Raw genomic sequence first — 20,294 nt, forward strand, 5'->3', positions numbered from 1 at the left:
GCTTTCGTACAGGGGCTATGGAGCTACGGAGCTGCGGGGCTACGGGCTACGGGCTACGGCTACGGCTACGGAACTGCGGGCAGATGGCGGACAGGCGTGAGCCCGGATGCGCCTGCGCGGCGCACCCGGGCTCAGGACCCGGACCCGGGAATCCGGATCGCTACGCCCAGGTGATCAGGCGCTTGGGGTGCTCCAGGATCGCCGCCACATCGGCGAGCACCTTCGAGCCGAGCTCGCCGTCGACGAGCCGGTGGTCGAAGGAGAGCGCGAGCGTCGTGACCTGGCGCGGCTTGACCTTGCCCTTGTGCACCCACGGCTGCCACTTGATCGCACCCATGGCGAGGATCGCGGACTCACCGGGGTTGAGGATCGGCGTACCGGTGTCGATGCCGAAGACACCGACGTTGGTGATGGTGACCGTGCCGCCCTGCATGGCACCGGGAGAGGTCTTGCCCTCCCGGGCGGTGGCCACCAACTCGCCGAGCGCCTCGGCCAGTTGGGGCAGCGTCTTGGCGTGCGCGTCCTTGATGTTCGGCACGATCAGACCGCGGGGCGTGGCGGCGGCGATGCCCAGGTTCACATAGTGCTTCTGGACGATCTCCTGGTTCGCCTCGTCCCAGGCCGCGTTGACGTCCGGGTTCCGCTTGATCGCGACGAGCAGCGCCTTGGCGACGAGGAGCAGCGGGTTCACCCGCAGCCCCTGCATCTCCTTATCCTGCTTGAGCTCCTCGACCAGCTTCATCGTGCGCGTCACGTCGACGGTCACGAACTCCGTGACATGCGGCGCGGTGAAGGCGGACCCGACCATGGCCTGCGCGGTCGCCTTACGGACACCCTTGACGGGGATACGCGTCTCGCGCGCGTCGGAGCTCACCACGGGCGCGGCGGCCGGAGCGGGCGCCTCGGCCGCGGGTGCCGCCGGCGCGGGCGCCACCGCGGCGTGCACATCCTCCCGGGTGATGATCCCGTCGGGCCCGGAGGGGGTGACGGTGGTGAGGTCGACCCCCATGTCCTTGGCGAGCTTGCGGACGGGGGGCTTGGCGAGGGGGCGGGGTACGGAGACCCCGTTGCTGACCGCTGTGGACGCCTGGGCCGGCTCGGGCGCGGCCGGAGCGGCGGGCGCGGCCGGAGCCACGGGCGCCGCGGGAGCCACGGGAGCCGCCCCGTTCCCGGCTGCGGCCGGAGCGGAATCGGTCCTGCGGGGGCGCCGCTTGGTAGAGCTCTCGGCCACGCCGTACCCCACCAGCACAGGCTGCCGCCCCTGAGGCTCGGCAGCCTCGGCTTCGGCCGCGGGCTCGGACTCGGCTGCCGTCTTCGCAGCCGCGGGCGCGGGCGCAGCCTCTCCCTCACCACCGATGGTGATGATCACCTGGCCCACGTCCACCGTCGTGCCCTCGGCGAAGCGCAGCTCCCGCACGACCCCGTCGAACGGAATCGGCAGCTCCACGGCCGCCTTGGCCGTCTCCACCTCGCAGACGACCTGCCCGTCGGTGACGGTGTCACCGGGCTGCACGTACCACTTGAGGATCTCGGCCTCGGTCAGGCCTTCGCCCACGTCGGGCAACTTGAACTCGTTAACCATGGTTCAGCTCCCCTCAGTACGCCAGCGAACGGTCGACGGCGTCGAGTACCCGGTCAAGGCCCGGCAGATACTCCTCCTCGAGCCGTGCCGGCGGATACGGCGCGTGGAACCCGCCGACCCGCAGCACGGGCGCCTCCAGGTGGTAGAAGCACCGCTCGGTGATCCGCGCGGCGATCTCCGCGCCCGAGCCGTAGAACACCGGCGCCTCGTGCACGACGACCAGGCGTCCGGTGCGCTCGACCGAGGCCTGCACCGTGTCGAAGTCGATGGGCGACATCGACCGCAGATCGACCACTTCGAGGGACTTGCCCTCCTCCTGCGCCGCGGCGGCCGCCTCCAGGCAGACCTTCACCATCGGCCCGTACGCCACCAGCGTCAGATCCGAGCCGTCACGCACCGTACGCGCGGCGTGCAGCGGTCCGGGGATGGACTCCCCCGCGGCGGAGACGCTATTGGACAGCGTGACCTCGCCCTTGTCCCAGTAGCGCCGCTTCGGCTCGAAGAAGATCACCGGGTCATCGCTCTGGATGGCCTGCTGCATCATCCAGTACGCGTCCGAAGACGTGGACGGCGAGACGACCTTGAGCCCCGACACATGCGCGAACAGCGCCTCGGGCGACTCGGAGTGGTGCTCCACCGCGCCGATGCCGCCGCCGTACGGGATCCGGATGACGACCGGCAGCTTGATCTTGCCGAGCGCACGGGCGTGCATCTTGGCGAGCTGCGTGACGATCTGGTCGTACGCGGGGAAGACGAAACCGTCGAACTGGATCTCCACGACCGGCCGGTAGCCGCGCAGCGCGAGGCCGATGGCCGTGCCCACGATGCCGGACTCGGCGAGCGGGGTGTCGATGACCCGGTCGTCGCCGAAGTCCTTGAGCAGCCCGTCCGTGACCCGGAAGACACCGCCGAGCTTGCCGACGTCCTCACCCATGATCAGGACCTTGGGGTCGGCCTCCATGGCCTTGCGCAGGGATTCATTGATCGCCTTGGCGATCGGCAACTTCTGGACAGCCATGGCTAGTTGCCCTCCTCTGCGAAGGACGCCTGGTACGCGGCGAACTGCGCGCGTTCCTCGTCGACCAGCGCGCTTCCGTCCGCGTACACATTGTCGAAGATCGCCATCGGCTCGGGGTCCGGCATGGCGCGCACCGTCTCGCGCACATGCTTGCCGAGCACCTCGCTCTCCTCCTCCAGAGAGGCGAAGAAGTCCGCGTCCGCCAGCTTCTCGGACTCCAGGTAGGTCCGCAGGCGCAGGATCGGGTCCTTGGCCTCCCAGGCCTCCCGCTCCTCGTCCTGGCGGTACTTGGTGGGGTCGTCGGACGTGGTGTGCGCGCCCATGCGGTACGTGAACGCCTCGACCAGCGTCGGCCCCTCACCGCGACGGGCCCGCTCGAGCGCCGACCGGGTCACCGCCAGACAGGCCAGGACGTCATTGCCGTCGACCCGGATACCGGGGAAGCCATAGCCGCGGGCGCGCTGGTAGAGCGGCACCCGGGTCTGCTTCTCGGTGGGCTCGGAGATCGCCCACTGGTTGTTCTGGCAGAAGAACACGACCGGGGCGTTGTACACGGCCGAAAACGTGAACGACTCTGCCACGTCGCCCTGACTCGAGGCGCCGTCGCCGAAGTACGCGATGACCGCGGAGTCCGCGCCGTCCTTGGCGACGCCCATCGCGTAGCCGGTGGCGTGCAGCGTCTGCGAGCCGATGACGATCGTGTACAGGTGGAAGTTGTTGCTGTTCGGGTCCCATCCGCCGTGGTTGACCCCACGGAACATCCCGAGCAGATTCACCGGGTCCACCCCGCGGCACCAGGCGACGCCGTGCTCGCGGTAGGTCGGAAAGACGTAGTCGTCCTCGCGGGTCGCCCGGCCGGAGCCGATCTGCGCGGCCTCCTGGCCGAGCAGCGAGGCCCACAGGCCCAGCTCACCCTGGCGCTGCAGCGAGGTCGCCTCGGCGTCGAAACGCCGGGTCAGGACCATGTCGCGGTACAGGCCGCGCAGCTCTTCGGGGCTCAGGTCGATGGAGAAATCCGGGTGCTCGACCCGCTTCCCCTCGGGCGTGAGCAGCTGAACGAGTTCGGTGTCGTGCGATGCGCTCTGTGCCGCCGCCGTCTTCGCGTCCGCCGTCTCCGGCGACTTCTTGGCGGCTGCGCGCTTGCCGCCGCTGCTGCGGCGAGGCTTGCGCGCGGCGGTGCTCTCCACGGTCACGTGTGCTCCTCCGTCGGTCCGGATCCCGGGATCGGCCGGGAACCAGTGCGGCTCGCCTGTATCCGTACCCGCGCACGGGGTGGGTGCGCCGCTGGGTATCTGTCGGGAAACAGGCGTGACAGGTGCCCCGGCGAGCGCCCTGCACAAAGCACGTTACCCAGTGCTTCGCATATCTGCGAAACCCCACTTGACCTGCGATTTTGCTTGGATTTCCAAGTAAATGCGAGAAAGCGGGGAACAACTCCTGTAACGCCACTGGTCAGCGCCTTGCAGGGGGCCGGAACACCGGGAGGTTATCCCGGCCACCCGGAGCATTGGAAGAGTTGGTGTGTGACACTGGCTGCGTGCGCGAAGATGGAAAAATCCACGTATTTCTGCTCGACGACCATGAGGTCGTCCGTCGCGGAGTCCATGAGCTGTTGTCCGTCGAGGACGACATCGAGGTGGTCGGCGAGGCCGGTACGGCCGCAGACGCCCTGGTCAGGATCCCCGCCACCCGCCCTGATGTGGCCGTGCTCGACGTCCGGCTCCCGGACGGCAGCGGCGTCGAGGTCTGCCGCGAGATCCGTTCGCAGAACGAGGACATCAAGTGCTTGATGCTGACCTCGTTCGCTGACGACGAGGCACTTTTCGATGCGATCATGGCAGGTGCCTCCGGTTATGTCCTCAAGGCCATCCGGGGCAAGGAACTGCTGACCGCGGTGCGTGATGTGGCCGCCGGCAAGTCCCTGCTCGACCCGGTCGCCACGGCCCGCGTCCTGGAGCGCCTGCGCGACGGCAACAACGCCAAGGGCGACGACCGCCTGGCCAACCTCACCGAGCAGGAACGCAAGATCCTGGATCTGATCGGCGAGGGCCTGACCAACCGGGCGATCGGCGAGCGGCTCCATCTGGCCGAGAAGACCATCAAGAATTATGTCTCCAGCCTGCTGTCCAAGCTGGGCATGGAGCGGCGTTCCCAGGCAGCTGCCTATGTGGCGCGCATGCAGGCGGAAAAGCACTGACTCCTTTCGGTGGCCAGAGGTCCCGAACTGCTCATGCACCACCTCTGAACTGGCCTTTTACCGTTTCTCGCGGTGGCTTATTCAGAATTTACTCAGGACTTATGTCCCCGGCGGTCGAGGGCCGCAGCCCCTTTCCGCCGGGGCGGCCGTGGCCGAAGGTGGAGCTATGTCCACCGAAGAACTCCGCGCCATCGAACTGCTCGGCCAGGTCAATTACGGGCGCGTGGCGACGAGTATGCGGGCCCTGCCGTTTCTGGCGGCGGCCCGCCACATCGTGGTGGACGGCCGCGTCGTACTGCGGATGCACCGGGGCTTCGGCTACCACCAGGCCTGCCAGGGCAGCGTGGTCGCGTATGGCGCGGACAACTTCAACAAGGACGGCGCCGACGGCCTCTGGTCCGTCCAGTTCGTCGGCACTTGCGAGAAGGTCGAGCCGACCAACGCCGAGCTCGAACTCTTCGGCCCCGCCCCGCACTTCGTCGACGGCGACCTCTTCGACCCGGTCTATCTGCGCATCGAGCCCCAGTTCGTCCGCGTCCACTGCATGGACAACGGGCACGCCCGGCAGCTGCAGCCCACACACATGCTCTGAGGCCCGCTCCAAGGGGCGTACGCATGCCCTGAGGCCCGCTCCCAGGGGCATGCCGCCAAGCGGCCACCAGCACCACATGCCTGAGGCCCGCTCACCGTCGTGGTGAGCGGGCCTCAGGCATGTGGTGCTGGTGTTCCTACGACTCTTCGGGAGTCGGCTCCACCGGCGTCGTCGCCGGGTCCGACGGCTCCTCCGGGGTCGTGGCCGGGTCCGTCGGCTCCTGCGTCGTCGGGTCCGTCGTCGGGTCGGTCGTCGGGTCCGACGTGCTGGGCGACGGGCTCGGCGAGTAGGAGGACCGCGACGGGGACGGGGTGTACTCCGAGTTGCCGCCCGTGCCGCCCGGCTCCGTCTCCTCGTCCGTCGACGGCTCGTCCGACGGCTCCTTGGACTCCTTCTCCGACTGCGACTGGCTGGGCGTGGACGACTTGTCCGTGTCCGGCGACTCCTTCTTGCCGCCCGCGGCGTTCAGCGCCAGGGCCACACCCACCGCGACGGCCACGATCGCGAGCACCGCGAAGAGCCACATCTTGCCGCGGCCGCCACCGCCGCCGCGACGGCCGCCACCGTCCCGGCTGCCGCCGTCGAAGCCGCCGTCGTCGTCGCCGATCGGCCGCAGCATCGGCTGCTGGATCTGCGCCGTGCCGGAGTCACCGGGGTGCTGCATGGCCGTCGTGCCCGCGACGCCCATCGCCGGGGTGTTGCCGCCCTCGTGCATGGCGACGGGCCCGGTGCTCCACGTACCCGTGTGGCTGCCCTGCTCCTGCAGCATCTGCAGGCCGTACTGGACGAGGCCGCGCATCTCCTCGGCGCTCTGGAACCGGTCGTCCGGGTCCTTGGCGAGGGAGCGCATGACCAGGCCGTCCAGCTCCGGCGGCACGGCGTCCGACATCTCCGACGGCGGCACCGGCATGTCCTGGACGTGCTGGTAGACCACCGACAGCGGGGTCTCACCGGTGAACGGCGGGCGCAGCGCGAGCAGTTCGTAGAGCAGACAGCCCGTCGCGTACAGGTCCGAGCGGTGGTCGACGGCCTTGCCGAGCGCCTGCTCGGGCGAGAGGTACTGCGGGGTGCCCATGACCATGCCGGTCTGCGTCATGGTGTTGGAGGCGCCGTGCAGCGCGCGGGCGATGCCGAAGTCCATCACCTTCACCGCGCCGGCGTGCGTGATGATCACGTTCGCGGGCTTGATGTCGCGGTGCACGATGCCGTGCTGGTGCGAGTAGGCAAGCGCTTCAAGGACGCCCGAGACAATGATCAGCGCCTGCTCCGGGCCCGGGGCCTCGGCGTTGAGCAGCAGGTCGCGGATGGTCCGGCCCTCGACGATCTCCATCACGATGTACGGGATCGTGTTGGCGCCGATCTGGTCCTCGCCGGAGTCGTAGACCGCCACCACGGCATGGTGGTTGAGGCCCGCGACCGACTGGGCCTCACGCGTGAAGCGGGCCTTGGACACGGGGTCTTCCGCGAGGTCGGAGCGGAGCAGCTTCACCGCGACCGTCCGTCCCAGACGGACGTCCTCCGCGGCGAAGACTTCGGCCATACCGCCCCGGCCGAGTCTGTGGGTCAGCCGATATCGGCCGTCCCCGACAAGCCCGCCATTACCCCACAACTCAGGCGCGTCTGACATACCGCCGCCAGTCGCCTCGGGGTCGGACGGGCCCTGAGCGCGCTGCTGGTCCATCAGTCCTCGCCGTCGTTTCCTGTCGTAACTGGTCGCGTGGCCGTATTTGTCCGCCTGCACGTGCCACAGAGGGCGTAGTACGCGGTCTCTTCGTACGGTCTTCGTCGGGCCACGCTACAGCCTCGGCGCAGCACGCTGGTTTGAGATGGACCGGCCATCAAACCTGTTACCCGCGGTGACGGGCAAATCGGGTGGTTATCCGGAGGGTCCGCGACCGGGGCCGGTAACGCTTGCGAGACGGTTCTTGCGCGTACGGTCACGGAACGGGCACCCGGCTTGACGTGTCACTGCCCTCGGGCAGACTGGGCGCGATACCGAGGGATCTTCACGCATTCAAGCGCATACACGGCGCCGATGGGGGACGCAGAAACATGAGCCAGGACGGCGCACACGGCGGCCGGTACGCGGGGCGCGCCCTGGCCGGCGGCCGCTACCAGCTGCGGGACCTCCTCGGCGAAGGCGGCATGGCCTCGGTGCACCTGGCGTACGACGCGGTGCTCGACCGGCAGGTCGCCATCAAGACCCTCCACACCGAGCTGGGCCGTGAGCAGTCCTTCCGCGAGCGCTTCCGCCGCGAGGCCCAGTCCGTGGCCAAGCTCACGCACACCAATATCGTCTCGGTCTTCGACACCGGCGAGGACGAGCTCGACGGCTCGACGATGCCGTACATCGTGATGGAGTACGTCGAGGGCAAGCCCCTCGGCTCCGTCCTGGACGCGGATATCGCCCAGTTCGGCGCGATGCCCGGTGACCGCGCCCTGAAGGTCACCGCCGATGTGCTCGCGGCCCTGGAGATCAGCCACGAAATGGGCCTGGTCCACCGCGACATCAAGCCGGGCAACGTGATGGTGACCAAGCGCAATGTCATCAAGGTCATGGACTTCGGCATCGCGCGCGCCATGCAGTCCGGCGTCACGTCGATGACGCAGACCGGCATGGTCGTCGGCACCCCCCAGTACCTCTCGCCCGAGCAGGCACTCGGCCGCGGTGTGGACGCCCGCTCCGACCTCTACTCGGTCGGCATCATGCTGTTCCAGCTGGTCACCGGGCGGCTGCCGTTCGAAGCCGACTCCCCGCTCGCCATCGCCTACGCGCACGTCCAGGAGGAGCCGGTCGCCCCGTCCTCCATCAACCGTTCGCTGCCCCCGGCCGTGGACGCCCTGGTCGCCCGCGCCCTGAAGAAGAACCCGAACGAGCGCTTCCCCACCGCCGAGGCGATGCGCGACGAGTGCCTGCGCGTCGCCCAGTCCCTGCAGGGCACCGGCGCCCCGAGCATCGTGCCGGGCCAGCAGACCGCGAGTGGCGCGGGCGTCGGCTCCGCCGTCTTCCCGCCGGTCGACCAGGCGGCCCCGGCGCCGGGACCCGGCAGCGTCCAGACCCCGTACCAGCCGGGTCCGTACGGCCAGACCACCCCGGCCCCGGGGTACGGCTACCCGCAGCAGGGCGGCTACCAGACCCCGGCCCCCGCGGCGTACGCCCCGCAGCAGCACCAGCAGCCGCAGCACCAGCCGGGGCCGGGCACCCCGCCGCCGTACAACCTCAATCCGCACGCCGCCCCGGCGGGCCCGGGCGGCGGTGGCGCGCCCGGCGGCGGCAAGAGCAACAAGCCGGTGATCATCGGCGCGATCGTGGTGTCCCTGCTCGCCATCGGCGGCCTGATCCTGGCGATCTCCCTGAACGGCGAGGAGAAGGACCCGCCGCAGTCCAAGGAGACCCCGTCGGCGGTCGAGGGCCACAAGGGCCCGGACAAGACCAAGACCATCGACATCACCGAGTGCACCGACCCCAAGGAAAGCTTCAGCGACCCGGACAAGAAGACCCTCCCGAGCTTCGAGTACCGCAACATCGACTCGGTCAAGGAGTGCATCCAGAAGGGCGGCTGGAAGTACGACACGAAGACCGTCGACGAGAACACGTACGGCGAGGGCACGGTCATGAAGCAGTACCCCGAGCCCGACACGGACTTCGACCCGGACAGCCCGCCGACGATCGAACTCGAGGTCTCCAGCGGGGACCCGGCGCTGTAGCCGCGCCGCAGCGCGACAGCCGGAGCGGCGCGGTAGCCGCAGCGCGGTAGCCGACGACGAAAGGGCCTGGCCACACATTCCGTGTGGCCAGGCCCTTTCTCGTACGTCGTGCTCTCTTACGCCGTCTTCTCGTACGGCCCTAGAGGTACGGGCCCCCGGAGCGGCCCGCCGCCGGGCCCTGCGGCTCTTCGAGGTCCTCGTGGCCGCCCACGCCGGGAGGCAGCGCGCGGCGCATCTGCTCCAGCTGCGCCCGGGCCGCCATCTGCTGGGCGAACAGCGTGGTCTGGATGCCGTGGAAGAGGCCCTCCAGCCAGCCGACCAACTGTGCCTGCGCGATCCGCAGTTCGGCGTCGCTCGGCGTCCCCTCGTCCGTGAAGGGCAGCGACAGGCGCTCCAGCTCCTCGACGAGTTCGGGGGCGAGCCCGTCCTCGAGCTCCTTCACGGAGCTCGCGTGAATCTCCTTGAGCCGTACCCGGCTCGCCTCGTCCAGAGGTGCCGCCCGCACCTCTTCGAGCAGCTGCTTGATCATGCTGCCGATGCGCATGACCTTCGCCGGCTGCTCGACCATCTCCGTCACGGGAATCTCACGGGACTCGTCGTCACCGCCGCCTCCGCCACCGAGGGCCATTCCGTCCTGGCCCACGACCAGGACTTGGGGGTTTTCCTGCGACCTGTCGTTCCTCGGCATTTCCATGCGGCCATTCTCTCGCACACCTGCTTCACACCACGGTGGTGCCCCCGCGGGCCGCTGATCCACCCTGGTCGGCCTTTTCTCCTTCACGTACTCCTGCGCTTGCCCCTGCCCGTACGCCTTGGCGCCGTGTGCCGCCGGTGGGCCGGGTGCGGGTCAGCCGCGCCGGATGCGCAGGGCGATGAAGCCGAGGCCGAGGCCCATCAGGAGCAGCCCGCTGCCCAGGGGAAGGATCTGAAGGGCCGGTCCGTCCGCTGCCCCGGCGACGGCCTGCTCGGCGGGGTCCGCCGCGACATCGACCGGGGGCCCGGGCGAGGTGGGCGCGGGAGGCGGCGGCGTCGGACGCTGCGGGGGCTCGTGCGGCCCCTGCGGCTTCAGCGGCTCCTCCAGCGGGCCTTCCGGTTCCACCGGCTGCAGCGGCTCGACCCGGCCGGGGCGCACCCGCCCTTCGCCGGGGCGGCTGCCGGCCCGCGACTCCCGCGGCGTAGCGGGCTCCGTGGACTCGTCGTACTCCGGCTCCGTGGACTCCTCGTACTCCGGCTCCGTGGACTCCTCGTACTCCGGCTCCGTGGACGGGGACGAAAACGGCCATGACGACGGGGATGACGACGGAGATGGCGACGGAGATGACGACGGTGACGGCTCCGCATAGGCCGCCGGCGCGGCCGCCGCGAAGCCCCCGGCCGCCAGGACGGCGGCCAGGAGCAGCGGCAGCCCGCCGGTGCGCAGCGGACGGAGCCGTGGAGTCACAGGCGTGACCCCCCTCCCGGTGCCGAGGTCGCCAAGATCGATGCCGTCAGCGTCACACGGGGCGCTGCGGGCGGCATCTCGGCGCCCGCCACGGGATTACGGGCCTCACCGAGCGCGGCGGCGCGGTTACCGGGTCAGGAGTACCTTCCCGATGTGCCCGCTCTCCTCCAGGACCCGGTGGGCGGCACCCGCCTCGGTCATCGGAAGGGTCCGGTCGACCACCGGCTTGACGCGGCCCGTGCCGATCAGCGGCCAGATGTGCTCGCGTACCGCCGCGACGATGGACGTCTTCTCGGCGAGCGGACGCCCGCGCAGCGAGGTCGCGGTGACCGCGGCGCGCTTGCTGAGCAGGGTGCTCAGATTGAGTTCGCCCTTGACGCCGCCCTGGAGGCCGATGATCGCGAGACGGCCGTTCACGGCGAGAGCCTTGATGTTCCGGTCCAGGTACTTGGCGCCGATGATGTCGAGGATGACGTCCGCGCCCGCGCCGTCCGTGGCCGCGCGAACCTCCTCGACGAAGTCCTGCTCGCGGTAGTCGATGAGGATGTCCGCGCCGAGCTCGGCGCAGCGCTCCAGCTTCTGCTTGCCCCCGGCCGTGACGGCCACCTTGGCGCCGACGGCCTTCGCGAGCTGGATCGCCATGGTGCCGATGCCGCTGGAGCCGCCGTGCACGAGCAGGGTCTCGCCCGGCCGCAGATGGGCGATCATGAAGACGTTGGACCAGACGGTGCAGGCCACCTCGGGCAGTGCGGCCGCCGTGACGACGTCGAGGCCGTCGGGCACGGGCAGCAGCTGCCCGGCGGGGACGGCGACCTTCTCCGCGTAGCCACCGCCCGCGAGCAGCGCGCACACCTCGTCGCCGACCGACCATCCGCTGACGCCGGTGCCGAGCGCGACGATCCGGCCCGAGCACTCCAGACCGGGGTACGGGGACGAGCCGGGCGGCGGGTTGTAGAAGCCCTGGCGCTGCAGCAGGTCGGCCCGGTTGACGGCGCTCGCCGCCACCTCGACCAGGACCTCGCCCTCGCCGGGGACGGGATCGGGGACCTCGGCCCAGACAAGTGCCTCGGGGCCGCCGGGTTCGGGGATCGTGATCGCATGCATGGCCGCGAGGCTACTCGCCGACCGCCCGGAACCACCGCCCCGTCCCCCCGTCCCCCACTGGTTCCGCGGCGAAGGGGTCACCGGCTCCGCGGCAGGGGGCACTGGTTCCGCGGCGAAGGTGTCACCGGCTCCGCGGCAAGGTGTCACCGGCTCCGCGGCAAGGTGTCACTGGTTCCGCGGCGAAGGGGTCACCGGCTCCGCGGCAAGGTGTCACTGGTTCCGCGGCGAAGGGGTCACCGGCTCCGCGGCAAGGTGTCACTGGTTCCGCGGCAAGGGCCGGGTGTCCGGAGTGGCCGGGGCGGCCGGAGTCGCCCGTACGATCGTGATCAGACGGTCCGTCAACTGCAGCTTGCCGACGGCGGGGTCGTCGTAGCCGAGCAGCCGGTGCCCGCGCACCACGCTGACCACCAGGTCGTCGGTCTCCCGCGGAGTGCGCCCCACCTCGGCCTTTATCACCGGCCGTTCAACCAGGTCGAGGCCGCTGCCCTGCTGGATGAGGTCCTCCATCACGGTGCCCGCGCTGGGGCTGAGGACAGAGAGGCCGAGCAGCCGTCCCGCCGCGCTGGCGCTGGTGATCACCGCGTCGGCGCCGGACTGGCGCAGCAGCGTGGCGTTCTCCTCCTCGCGCACCGCGGCGACGATCTTCGCGCCGCGGTTGAGCTGACGGGCGGTGAGCGTGACCAGCACGGCGGTGTCGTCGCGCTGGGTGGAGATCACGATCTGACGGGCCTTCTGCGCCTCGGCGCGCAGCAGCACATCGCTGCGCGTCGCGTCCCCCACGACGCCCACGAAACCATCGGCCGTGGCGGCTTCGATGACCTTGGCGCTGGGGTCGACGACCACGATCTGTTCCTTCTTCAGCCCTGTGGCGCAGAGCGTCTGGACCGCGGAACGGCCCTTGGTGCCGAAGCCGACGACAACGGTGTGTTCACGCAACTGGGACCTCCAGCGGTTCAGCCTGAACTCCTCACGGGTGCGCTCGGTGAGGACCTCGAGGGTGGTGCCGACGAGGATGATCAGGAACAGCACGCGCAGCGGCGTAATGACGAAGATATTGGTGAGCCGGGCGGCGTCGCTGACCGGGACGATATCGCCGTAACCGGTGGTGGAGAGGGTGACGGTCGCGTAGTAGAAGGCGTCGAGGAGGCTGACCTCGCCGTCGTGGTTGTCGTTGTACCCCTCGCTGTCCGCGTACACGATGAGGGCGGTCCCGACCAGGACGGTGAGGGCCATGGCGAGACGCTTGGCGACCTGCCGCAGCGGGCGTTCCACGACTCGCTTCGGCAGCTTGATCCGGCCTCCGACGAGATGCTCGTCGGCCTGACGCGCCATCGCGTCATGGCCCGGCAGTTTCACGTGAAACACCCTTCCGCACCGTCGGGGAGACCTTCGCCCATACCGTCGGGGGACGGCGACAGCGCCCAGGGCAGATCGAGAATCTCCAGCTCCTGGCCGGGCTTGGCGCCGCCGGGCGGCACCACCGCGAGGCCGTCGGACGCGGCGATACCGCGCAGCATGGCCGGGCCGTTGTAGTGCAGCGGCACGGCCGTGCCTTCCGGGTCCGCGCGCAGCATCACGGGCACGAGACGGGTGTCGCGCGGATGGCCGTGGACCTCGTCCCTGACAGGGGCGTAGTACGGCTCCGGTGCGATCCGTCCCGACAGTGCCCGCAGCAGGGGCTCGGCCAGCGTGAGCAGCCCGGACACCGCGGCGAGCGGATTGCCGGGCAGCCCCACCAGATGCCGGCCTGCGGCGAGGCGGGCGAGCAGCATCGGGTGCCCGGGTCGCACCTTCACCCCGTCGACGAGCAGGTCCGCCCCGAGCCTTCGCAGGGTGGGGTGCACATGGTCGACGGGGCCCGCCGCGGTGCCTCCGGTCGTCACGATCAGCTCGGCCTCGGAGGTCGAGAGGGCCTTGTGCAGCGCCTTCGCGTCGTCGCCGAGCCGGCGGACCGCGATCACCTCGGCGCCCAGGGCGCGCAGCCACGGCGGCAGCATCGGGCCGAGGGCATCACGGATCAGGCCTTCGTGCGGGCGCCCCTCGGTGAGCAATTCATCGCCCAGGACGAGGACTTCGGCACGTGGCCGCGCCACGGTGGGCAGCTCGTCGTAGCCCGCGGCCGCGGCGAGGCCGAGCACGGCGGGCGTCACCGGGCTCTGGGCGGGCAGCAGTTGATCGCCGCTGCGGCACTCCTGGCCGCGCGGCCGGATGTCCTGGCCGTGCATGACTTCGCGCTGGGCGTGCAGCCTGCCCTTGTCGTCGGTCAGCCCGTGCTCGCTGCGGATGACGGCCGTGACCTCACGCGGAATCCGGGCGCCGGTGGCGATCCGTACCGCCTCGCCGTCGGTGAGCGCATCCGCCCCGGCGTGCCCTGCGAGGACGCCGTCCTCCCGGACCGTCCAGGGTCCTGGACCCGCCACCGCCCAGCCGTCCATCGCCGAGGTGTCGAACGACGGAAGGTCGGTGAGCGCGGTGAGCGGCGCGGCCAGTACGCGGCCAAGGGCCTGGGTGAGGGGTACGGAGACGGGGGTACGGGGCGCTGTGGCGGCGCGCGCGGCGACGGCACGTGCCTCGGGCCAGGGGGTGGCGCGGTGACGGTGCGCATTCGCCTGGTCGGCCGACTTATCGGCTGCCTTGTCGGCCGACTTATCGGCTGCCTTGTTGGCCGTCTTGTCGGCTGCCTTGTTGGCCGTCTTGTCGGCGGGAGTAGGGGTGGAGGGGGCGGCGGGGGCAGGGGCGCCGGGGGCGGCGTGGCCTCGGTCCGGGTGTCGGTCCACTGGCTCGGCCGGCTCTCTGACCAGGGCGAGGGCCTCGTCGACATCCAGCTCGTGGGCGTCGTCCGATCCGGCCATGCTGCTCACCTCGTCCAGGTCATCCAGCTCATCCAGGTCGCCGAGCCCGACGGGGCCGGCGGGGCCGCTCATCCGGCGTCCGAGGAGCTGTCGGGCCGGTCCTCGTCCGCCCAGCGGGTGGCGAGCGCGGCGGCCTTGCGGGCCGCGTCCGCCACGGCTTCGGGGCCGCCTCCGGCCCGGGCCGCCGCATATCCCACGAGGAACGTGGTCAGCGGGGCCGCCGGCCTGGCCACACCATGTGCGGCGTCACGCGCGAGGTCCAGCAGCTCACCGGTGTCGACCTCCAGGTCGATGCCCAGTTCGTCCTTGACTGCGGTAATCCATTCATCCAGCACGTGCTCATGCTCCCTGATGCGTGCGCGGGCTTCGGCGATGTCCTCCCAGGTGTCGCAGTCGAACGCGGCAAGGGAGTCGCCCGGTTCGGTGATCCGGGTGAGGGTGAGCTCGGCGGTGAGCCGCCGCAGCGGCAGGCCGGTGAGGGCACCCTGTGCCGCTTCGATGCGGGCTAGTTCACGGCGCAGAGGGGCACTGCGGTAGGCGGCGACGAGCGGCTGATCCCGCCCGTCGGCGTCCGTGAACAGGGCGCCTTCCGCTCCCTCGGCGTCGAGAGCGGCGAGCAGCCGGCCCACGGTCCGCTCTCCCAGGAAGGGCAGATCGGCGGAGAGAACGAGCACGGTGTCCGCCGTGGTCCGGTGCAGCCCGGCGCCGAGCGCGGCGAGCGGGCCACCGCCGGGCGGGTCCTCGCGCGCCCAGAGAACAGGGCGCGGGGTGGGCCTGCGGTCCGCGACGACGACCGTCGAGGCGGCACCTGAGCAGGCGGCGAGGACCCGGTCGAGCAGCGCCCGGCCACCGACGCGCACGCCGGGCTTGTCGGCGCCGCCGAGCCGTTTGGCGGCGCCTCCGGCGAGCACGACGGCGTCATACGAGGTCACCCACCGAGTATGAGCCCCCGAAGGATCAAAGCCACCCCCACGAACGCCCCGACGGGGGCGGGACTTTCGTCATGGGGGCGGCGGGCGGCCGGGGGGACAGCGGGGTGCCCGCCGCCCCCGCGGGCTGATTCTTCATCGGCTTCTTCATCGGCTTCTTCATCCGCGCGATCCCCGGCGGACCCCCAGGGCCCACCGGCCCCGCAGGGCACACGGACCTACGGGACGCGCACGGACCTATAGGGCGCCTACAGGGCGCACAGGGTGCGCATACCTACGGGACGCACGGGCCTACGGAACGCACACGGCGCACGGACCTATAGCGTCCGCAGCAGCACCGCAGGCTGCTCCACGCAGTCCGCGACGTACCGCAGGAAGCCGCCCGCCGTGCCGCCGTCGCAGACGCGGTGGTCGAAGGTGAGCGAGAGCTGCACCACCTGCCTTACCGCCAACTCGCCCTGATGCACCCAGGGTTTGGGGACGATACGGCCCACGCCGAGCATGGCCGCCTCAGGGTGGTTGATGATCGGCGTCGAGCCGTCGACCCCGAACACCCCGTAGTTGTTGAGCGTGAACGTGCCGCCGGTCAGATCGGCCGGAGTCAGGGCCCCCGCCCTGGCCTCCTCGGTGAGGCGCGCGAACTCGGCGCTGAGCGACTCCGCGTCCCGCGCGTGCGCGTCCCGCACCACGGGGACGACCAGGCCTCGCTCGGTCTGGGCGGCGAAACCGAGATGCACCGCGTCGAGGCGTACGACCTCACGGGCCTCCAGGTCGACCCTGGAGTTGAGGTCGGGATAGCGGGCCAGCGCGGCGGTGCAGATACGGGCCAGCAGCGCGAGGAGGGAGATCTTGCCGTGTGCTCCCGCGGCCGCGTTCATCGCGGCCCGGGCGTTCATCAGCTCCGTGGCGTCCGCGTCCACCCAGCAGGTCGCGTCGGGTATCTCGCGGCGGCTGCGGGAGAGCTTGTCCGCGACGGCACCGCGCACTCCCCGAAGGGGCGTACGGACCTGCCCGGCCGCCTCCGCCGCCGGGGTGGCCTCCCGCTCCTTGTGGGCGGTCTGCTCGGCAGCACGCACGGCGTACTCGACATCGGCCCGCAGGATCAGCCCATCGACGCCTGAACCCGTCAACTCCCACAGATCGAGGCCATGTTCACGGGCCAGCCTGCGTACCAGGGGAGAGATGACAGGAACCGGGCCCTCGGCCTCCCGCGCGGGCGGCACCGAGCCGACGGCCCCGGCACGCGAAGCCTCCACGGCGCCCGTGCCGCCCAGGACATCCGTGTACTGGATCCGGGCCTGAGGCTCACGGCCCGCGTACGGGGAGGGCGAGGGGGAGAGCGACGGGGAGGACGGGGACGGCGGCTGGGAGTGCGGCGGGGACTGTGACTGGTGCGTACGGTCCGGCTCCTGAGCTCCGGCCCCGTGCCCGGGCCGCGCCGCCCCGCGCCCGGACCCGGATCCAGGTGCGGGTCCAGATCCAGGTCCAGACCCAGCTCCCAGAGGCTGGGGCCGCACCCTGCGCCTGCGCGCCGGGGCCGCGCCCGTGCCGTACCCCACAAGAACGTTGCCGGAGCCTTCCTTGCCCGAGCCGGATCCGGAGCCGGAGCCCGCTTCGGACTCGGCCGCACCCCCGGCACCGCCCCGGGCCCCGGCCCCGGAAGCCTCCGCCGAAGTGCTGCCCGAGCCGGCCTCCGCCCCGACGGCCACCGTCAAAAGCGGTGCCCCTACGGGAAGTTCCGTGCCCTCCTCGCCGAAGCGTGCCGTCACCACGCCCGCGTAGGGGCAGGGCACTTCGACCATCGCCTTGGCCGTCTCCACCTCGACCACCGGCTGGTCGACCGCCACCACATCGCCCACGGCCACCAGCCAGCGGATGATCTCCGCCTCCGTGAGCCCCTCGCCGAGGTCGGGCAGCGTGAACTCCAGGACCTGCGCCATCAGCTCTCCGCCTCCCATTGCAGCCGTGCCACCGCGTCCAGGATCCGGTCGACGCCCGGCAGATGGTGCCGCTCGAGCATCGGCGGCGGGTACGGGATGTCGAATCCGGCGACCCGGAGCACCGGCGCCTCCAGGTGGTGGAAGCAGCGCTCCGTGATCCGCGCCGCGATCTCCGCGCCCGGCCCGGCGAATCCGCCCGACTCGTGCACCACGACCGCGCGCCCGGTCCTGCGCACCGAGTCGCACACCGTCTCGTCGTCGAACGGCACGAGCGAGCGCAGATCGACGACTTCGAGCTCCCATCCCTCGTCCCGCGCGGCCTCGGCGGCCTCCATGCAGACCGGCACGGACGGGCCGTAGGTGATGAGGGTCGCGCTCCGCCCCGCGCGCCGCACCACTGCCCGGCCTATGGGTTCAACGGACGACGGCTCGTCCGGGTTCCATGAATCCTTCGACCAGTAAAGGCGCTTGGGCTCCAGGAACACCACGGGGTCGTCGGACGCGATGGCCGCGCGCAGCAGTCCGTACGCGTCGGCGACCGTGGCGGGCGTGACGACATGCAGGCCCGGCGTCGCCATGTAGTACGCCTCGGAGGAGTCGCTGTGGTGCTCGACTCCGCCGATGCCGCCGCCGTACGGCACCCGGATGGTGATCGGCATCGGCATCGCGCCCCTGGTGCGGTTGCGCATGCGCGAGACGTGCGAGATGAGCTGCTCGAACGCGGGGTAGGCGAAGGCGTCGAACTGCATCTCCACCACGGGCCGCAGGCCGTACATCGCCATGCCGACCGCGGTGCCCAGAATGCCCGCCTCCGCGAGCGGTGTGTCCGTGCACCGGTCCTCGCCGAACTCCTTGGTGAGCCCGTCCGTGATGCGGAAGACACCGCCGAGTGCGCCGACGTCCTCTCCCATCACATGGACGGCCGGGTCCTCGGCGAGCGCATCCCGCAAGGCGCGCTGCAGTGCCTGCGCCATGGAGGCGGGTTTCACGCCGGTCGTGCCCGGCTTGTCCACCACGGTGGTCATCACTCGGCCTCCGCATCCAGTTCGGCGCGCAACTGGGCCGCCTGCTCCCGCAGTTGCGCGGTCTGCTCGGCGTACACATGCGTGAAGAGGTCCATCGGGTCCAGGACGGGGTCCTGGTTCATCCGCTCGCGCAGATCGGCCGCCATGTCCTCGGCGGCGTCCCGCGCGGCCTGCACACGGTCGTCGTCGAGGAGGCCGCGCCCGGTCAACTCCCGCTCCAGGAGGGCGATCGGGTCGTGTCCGCGCCAGGTCTCGACTTCCGCGTCGCCGCGGTAGCGGGTCGCGTCGTCGGCGTTGGTGTGCGCCTCCATGCGGTACGTGACGGCCTCCACGAGGGTCGGGCCGCCCCCTTCGCGCGCGTGCCGCACGGCGTCGCTGAGGACCTCGTGCACCGCCACCGCGTCGTTGCCGTCGACCAGTCGGCCCGGCATGCCGTACCCCACGGCCTTGTGGGCCAGGGACGGCGCCGCGGTCTGCTTGGCGAGCGGCACGGAGATCGCGAAGCCGTTGTTCTGCACGAGAAAGACGACCGGCGCCTTCCATACGGCGGCGAAGTTCAGGGCCTCGTGGAAGTCGCCCTCGCTGGTGCCGCCGTCGCCCACCAGGGCCAGCGCCACCACGTCGTCGCCCTTGAGGCGGGCGGCGTGCGCCAGGCCCACGGCATGCGGGAGCTGGGTGGCGAGCGGGGTGCACAGAGGTGCCACGCGGTGTTCGGCCGGGTCGTACCCGGTGTGCCAGTCGCCGCGCAGCAGCGAGAGTGCCTGCACGGGGTCGAGCCCACGGGCCACGGCGGCGAGCGTGTCCCGGTAACTCGGGAAGAGCCAGTCGCGCTCCTCGAGGGCGAGCGCCGCGGCCACCTCGCAGGCCTCCTGGCCGGTGCTGGAGGGATAGACCGCGAGCCGACCCTGCCGGGTGAGCGCCGTCGCCTGCGTGTTGTAGCGGCGGCCGCGCACCAGCTGTTCGTACAGCTCCAGGAGGAGCGCGGGGTCGGCACCGGCGGCGGCCGCGGTGCCGAGCACGCGGTACGGCTCGGCGTCGGGCAGCAGTGGTGCGGGGTCCGTACGGGGCTTCCAGGCGGGCGGCGGGGTGGGCCTGTAGGCCTCCCGCTGCTCCATGACCGTGCTGTGGTTCTTCACCGCGTGCACCTCCTCGTGGAGCTACCAGGACGGCGCGAATCTGCGAGGCGCCTCACCTACCGATTGTTCGGTCGTCGGCACAATTTGGCTACAGGCACCTCCAGGCTGTGGACAAACGGTTCTCCACAGCCTGGGATGGATGCATTACGTCCATGGTAGAGAGGCGGGGGGACATGGCACCTGAACGAATGGCCGACCAGGGCCCCGAAGACCCTTCGAGCACACCGGCAACAGCCGGGCCGCCGCGCCCTCTCGACGCCATCGATCGCGACATCCTGCGGATGCTGCAGACCGACGGCCGCGCCTCGATACGCTCCGTGGCCGAACATGTCCATGTGTCACGGGCCAATGCGTACGCCCGGATCAACCGGCTCATCGAGGACGGTGTGATCCGCGGTTTCGGCGCGCGGGTCAACCACGAGCGGGCGGGGCAGGGCGCCTCCGCGTACATCACGCTCAAGATCGTGCAGAACTCCTGGCGAACGGTGCGCGAGCAGCTGCGGGCACTGCCGGGCGCGGCCCACATGGCGCTGGTCAGCGGCGACTTCGACGTACTGCTCCTCGTGCACACCCCGGACAACCGCACGCTGCGCGAACTCGTCCTGACCCGCCTTCAGGCGATACCGGAGGTCCTGAGCACCCGCACACTGCTGGTCTTCGAAGAGACGGACCTGGAGCCGGAGTTGTAGCCCCTGGGCCGGCGTAAGCGCAACCGCGCCGGCCTCCTCGGCCCGAGCCCTCAGCCCTCCGTCGGCGCCCGCATCCCGGAA

At 70.9% G+C, this 20,294-nt stretch carries 17 protein-coding genes; 4 read left to right on the plus strand and 13 right to left on the minus strand.

What is annotated here, in order from left to right; genetic code table 11:
- Positions 1-160 precede the first annotated feature (160 nt).
- Genes ACFQVC_RS16730 through pdhA (ACFQVC_RS16740) form a run of 3 tightly spaced genes read right to left on the minus strand, consistent with a single transcriptional unit; the run spans position 161 to position 3,793 of the window.
- The gene (locus tag ACFQVC_RS16730; protein WP_381831228.1) at positions 161-1,582 is read right to left on the minus strand and encodes a dihydrolipoamide acetyltransferase family protein; all 1,422 of its coding nucleotides are present in this window, start codon (positions 1,580-1,582) and stop codon (positions 161-163) included.
- Positions 1,583-1,595: 13 nt separating this feature from the next.
- Positions 1,596-2,600, minus strand: coding sequence for an alpha-ketoacid dehydrogenase subunit beta (locus tag ACFQVC_RS16735; RefSeq protein ID WP_381831229.1), 1,005 nt, complete (start codon positions 2,598-2,600; stop codon positions 1,596-1,598).
- A 2-nt stretch (positions 2,601-2,602) separates the two neighbouring features.
- A complete protein-coding gene (gene pdhA / locus ACFQVC_RS16740; RefSeq protein WP_381831230.1) occupies positions 2,603-3,793 on the minus strand; it encodes a pyruvate dehydrogenase (acetyl-transferring) E1 component subunit alpha in 1,191 nt (396 codons plus the stop codon).
- A gap of 344 nt (positions 3,794-4,137) precedes the next feature.
- Here pdhA (ACFQVC_RS16740) and ACFQVC_RS16745 point away from each other — a divergent pair, with 344 nt between their 5' ends.
- Together ACFQVC_RS16745 and ACFQVC_RS16750 are read left to right on the plus strand one after the other, a co-directional pair.
- Entirely contained in the window at positions 4,138-4,797 is a 660-nt protein-coding gene (locus ACFQVC_RS16745; RefSeq protein ID WP_381831231.1) for a response regulator, read from the plus strand.
- Between the two features lie 166 nt (positions 4,798-4,963).
- A complete protein-coding gene (locus ACFQVC_RS16750) occupies positions 4,964-5,389 on the plus strand; it encodes a pyridoxamine 5'-phosphate oxidase family protein (protein ID WP_381831232.1) in 426 nt (141 codons plus the stop codon).
- A gap of 136 nt (positions 5,390-5,525) precedes the next feature.
- Here the strand turns inward: ACFQVC_RS16750 and ACFQVC_RS16755 are convergent, their stop codons facing one another.
- Positions 5,526-7,073, minus strand: coding sequence for a protein kinase domain-containing protein (locus ACFQVC_RS16755; RefSeq protein ID WP_381831463.1), 1,548 nt, complete (start codon positions 7,071-7,073; stop codon positions 5,526-5,528).
- Positions 7,074-7,441: 368 nt separating this feature from the next.
- On the opposite strand from ACFQVC_RS16755, the gene ACFQVC_RS16760 reads away from it, so the two are divergent.
- Positions 7,442-9,097 carry a protein kinase domain-containing protein gene (locus ACFQVC_RS16760; protein ID WP_381831233.1) on the plus strand — a complete coding sequence of 552 codons (1,656 nt, stop codon included), beginning with the start codon at positions 7,442-7,444 and terminating at the stop codon, positions 9,095-9,097.
- Between the two features lie 139 nt (positions 9,098-9,236).
- On the opposite strand, the gene ACFQVC_RS16765 is transcribed toward ACFQVC_RS16760, so the two are convergent.
- From ACFQVC_RS16765 to pdhA (ACFQVC_RS16805), 9 genes are all read right to left on the minus strand, one after another.
- On the minus strand, positions 9,237-9,791 hold the full coding sequence (locus ACFQVC_RS16765) for a bacterial proteasome activator family protein (protein ID WP_381831234.1): 555 nt from the start codon (positions 9,789-9,791) through the stop codon (positions 9,237-9,239).
- Positions 9,792-9,944: 153 nt separating this feature from the next.
- Entirely contained in the window at positions 9,945-10,538 is a 594-nt protein-coding gene (locus ACFQVC_RS16770) for a hypothetical protein (protein WP_381831235.1), read from the minus strand.
- Between the two features lie 126 nt (positions 10,539-10,664).
- Positions 10,665-11,642 (minus strand): NAD(P)H-quinone oxidoreductase, encoded by a 978-nt coding sequence (locus ACFQVC_RS16775; RefSeq protein WP_381831236.1) that lies wholly within the window; start codon positions 11,640-11,642, stop codon positions 10,665-10,667.
- A 255-nt stretch (positions 11,643-11,897) separates the two neighbouring features.
- Entirely contained in the window at positions 11,898-13,007 is a 1,110-nt protein-coding gene (locus tag ACFQVC_RS16780; RefSeq protein WP_381831237.1) for a potassium channel family protein, read from the minus strand.
- Positions 12,995-14,566 (minus strand): molybdopterin molybdotransferase MoeA, encoded by a 1,572-nt coding sequence (locus ACFQVC_RS16785; protein WP_417851984.1) that lies wholly within the window; start codon positions 14,564-14,566, stop codon positions 12,995-12,997. The genes ACFQVC_RS16780 and ACFQVC_RS16785 overlap by 13 nt, the downstream gene beginning before the upstream one ends.
- Entirely contained in the window at positions 14,563-15,426 is an 864-nt protein-coding gene (locus ACFQVC_RS16790) for an NTP transferase domain-containing protein (RefSeq protein WP_381831238.1), read from the minus strand. The genes ACFQVC_RS16785 and ACFQVC_RS16790 overlap by 4 nt, the downstream gene beginning before the upstream one ends.
- Positions 15,427-15,740: 314 nt before the next feature.
- The gene (locus tag ACFQVC_RS16795; RefSeq protein ID WP_381831239.1) at positions 15,741-17,363 is read right to left on the minus strand and encodes a dihydrolipoamide acetyltransferase family protein; all 1,623 of its coding nucleotides are present in this window, start codon (positions 17,361-17,363) and stop codon (positions 15,741-15,743) included.
- Complete coding sequence (locus tag ACFQVC_RS16800; RefSeq protein ID WP_381831240.1) at positions 17,363-18,388, minus strand: alpha-ketoacid dehydrogenase subunit beta; 1,026 nt, start codon at positions 18,386-18,388, stop codon at positions 17,363-17,365. Before ACFQVC_RS16800 ends, ACFQVC_RS16795 begins: the two co-directional genes overlap by 1 nt.
- Positions 18,388-19,503 carry a pyruvate dehydrogenase (acetyl-transferring) E1 component subunit alpha gene (gene pdhA / locus ACFQVC_RS16805; protein ID WP_381831465.1) on the minus strand — a complete coding sequence of 372 codons (1,116 nt, stop codon included), beginning with the start codon at positions 19,501-19,503 and terminating at the stop codon, positions 18,388-18,390. The genes ACFQVC_RS16800 and pdhA (ACFQVC_RS16805) overlap by 1 nt, the downstream gene beginning before the upstream one ends.
- Positions 19,504-19,712: 209 nt before the next feature.
- Here pdhA (ACFQVC_RS16805) and ACFQVC_RS16810 point away from each other — a divergent pair, with 209 nt between their 5' ends.
- Complete coding sequence (locus ACFQVC_RS16810; RefSeq protein ID WP_381831466.1) at positions 19,713-20,213, plus strand: Lrp/AsnC family transcriptional regulator; 501 nt, start codon at positions 19,713-19,715, stop codon at positions 20,211-20,213.
- Positions 20,214-20,294: the final 81 nt, after the last annotated feature.

It is taken from the genome of Streptomyces monticola (genome assembly GCF_042665355.1).
GTDB classification, from domain to species: domain Bacteria; phylum Actinomycetota; class Actinomycetes; order Streptomycetales; family Streptomycetaceae; genus Streptomyces; species Streptomyces monticola.

Coding starts and splice junctions, on each gene's coding strand:
- ACFQVC_RS16765 (WP_381831234.1), bottom strand. CDS start 9,791: ATGGAAATGCCGAGGAACGACAGGTCGCAGGAAAACCCCCAAGTCCTG.
- ACFQVC_RS16775 (WP_381831236.1), bottom strand. CDS start 11,642: ATGCATGCGATCACGATCCCCGAACCCGGCGGCCCCGAGGCACTTGTC.
- ACFQVC_RS16735 (WP_381831229.1), bottom strand. CDS start 2,600: ATGGCTGTCCAGAAGTTGCCGATCGCCAAGGCGATCAATGAATCCCTG.
- ACFQVC_RS16730 (WP_381831228.1), bottom strand. CDS start 1,582: ATGGTTAACGAGTTCAAGTTGCCCGACGTGGGCGAAGGCCTGACCGAG.
- pdhA (WP_381831465.1), bottom strand. CDS start 19,503: ATGGAGCAGCGGGAGGCCTACAGGCCCACCCCGCCGCCCGCCTGGAAG.
- ACFQVC_RS16810 (WP_381831466.1), top strand. CDS start 19,713: ATGGCCGACCAGGGCCCCGAAGACCCTTCGAGCACACCGGCAACAGCC.
- ACFQVC_RS16800 (WP_381831240.1), bottom strand. CDS start 18,388: ATGACCACCGTGGTGGACAAGCCGGGCACGACCGGCGTGAAACCCGCC.
- ACFQVC_RS16750 (WP_381831232.1), top strand. CDS start 4,964: ATGTCCACCGAAGAACTCCGCGCCATCGAACTGCTCGGCCAGGTCAAT.
- ACFQVC_RS16760 (WP_381831233.1), top strand. CDS start 7,442: ATGAGCCAGGACGGCGCACACGGCGGCCGGTACGCGGGGCGCGCCCTG.
- ACFQVC_RS16795 (WP_381831239.1), bottom strand. CDS start 17,363: ATGGCGCAGGTCCTGGAGTTCACGCTGCCCGACCTCGGCGAGGGGCTC.
- ACFQVC_RS16785 (WP_417851984.1), bottom strand. CDS start 14,566: ATGAGCGGCCCCGCCGGCCCCGTCGGGCTCGGCGACCTGGATGAGCTG.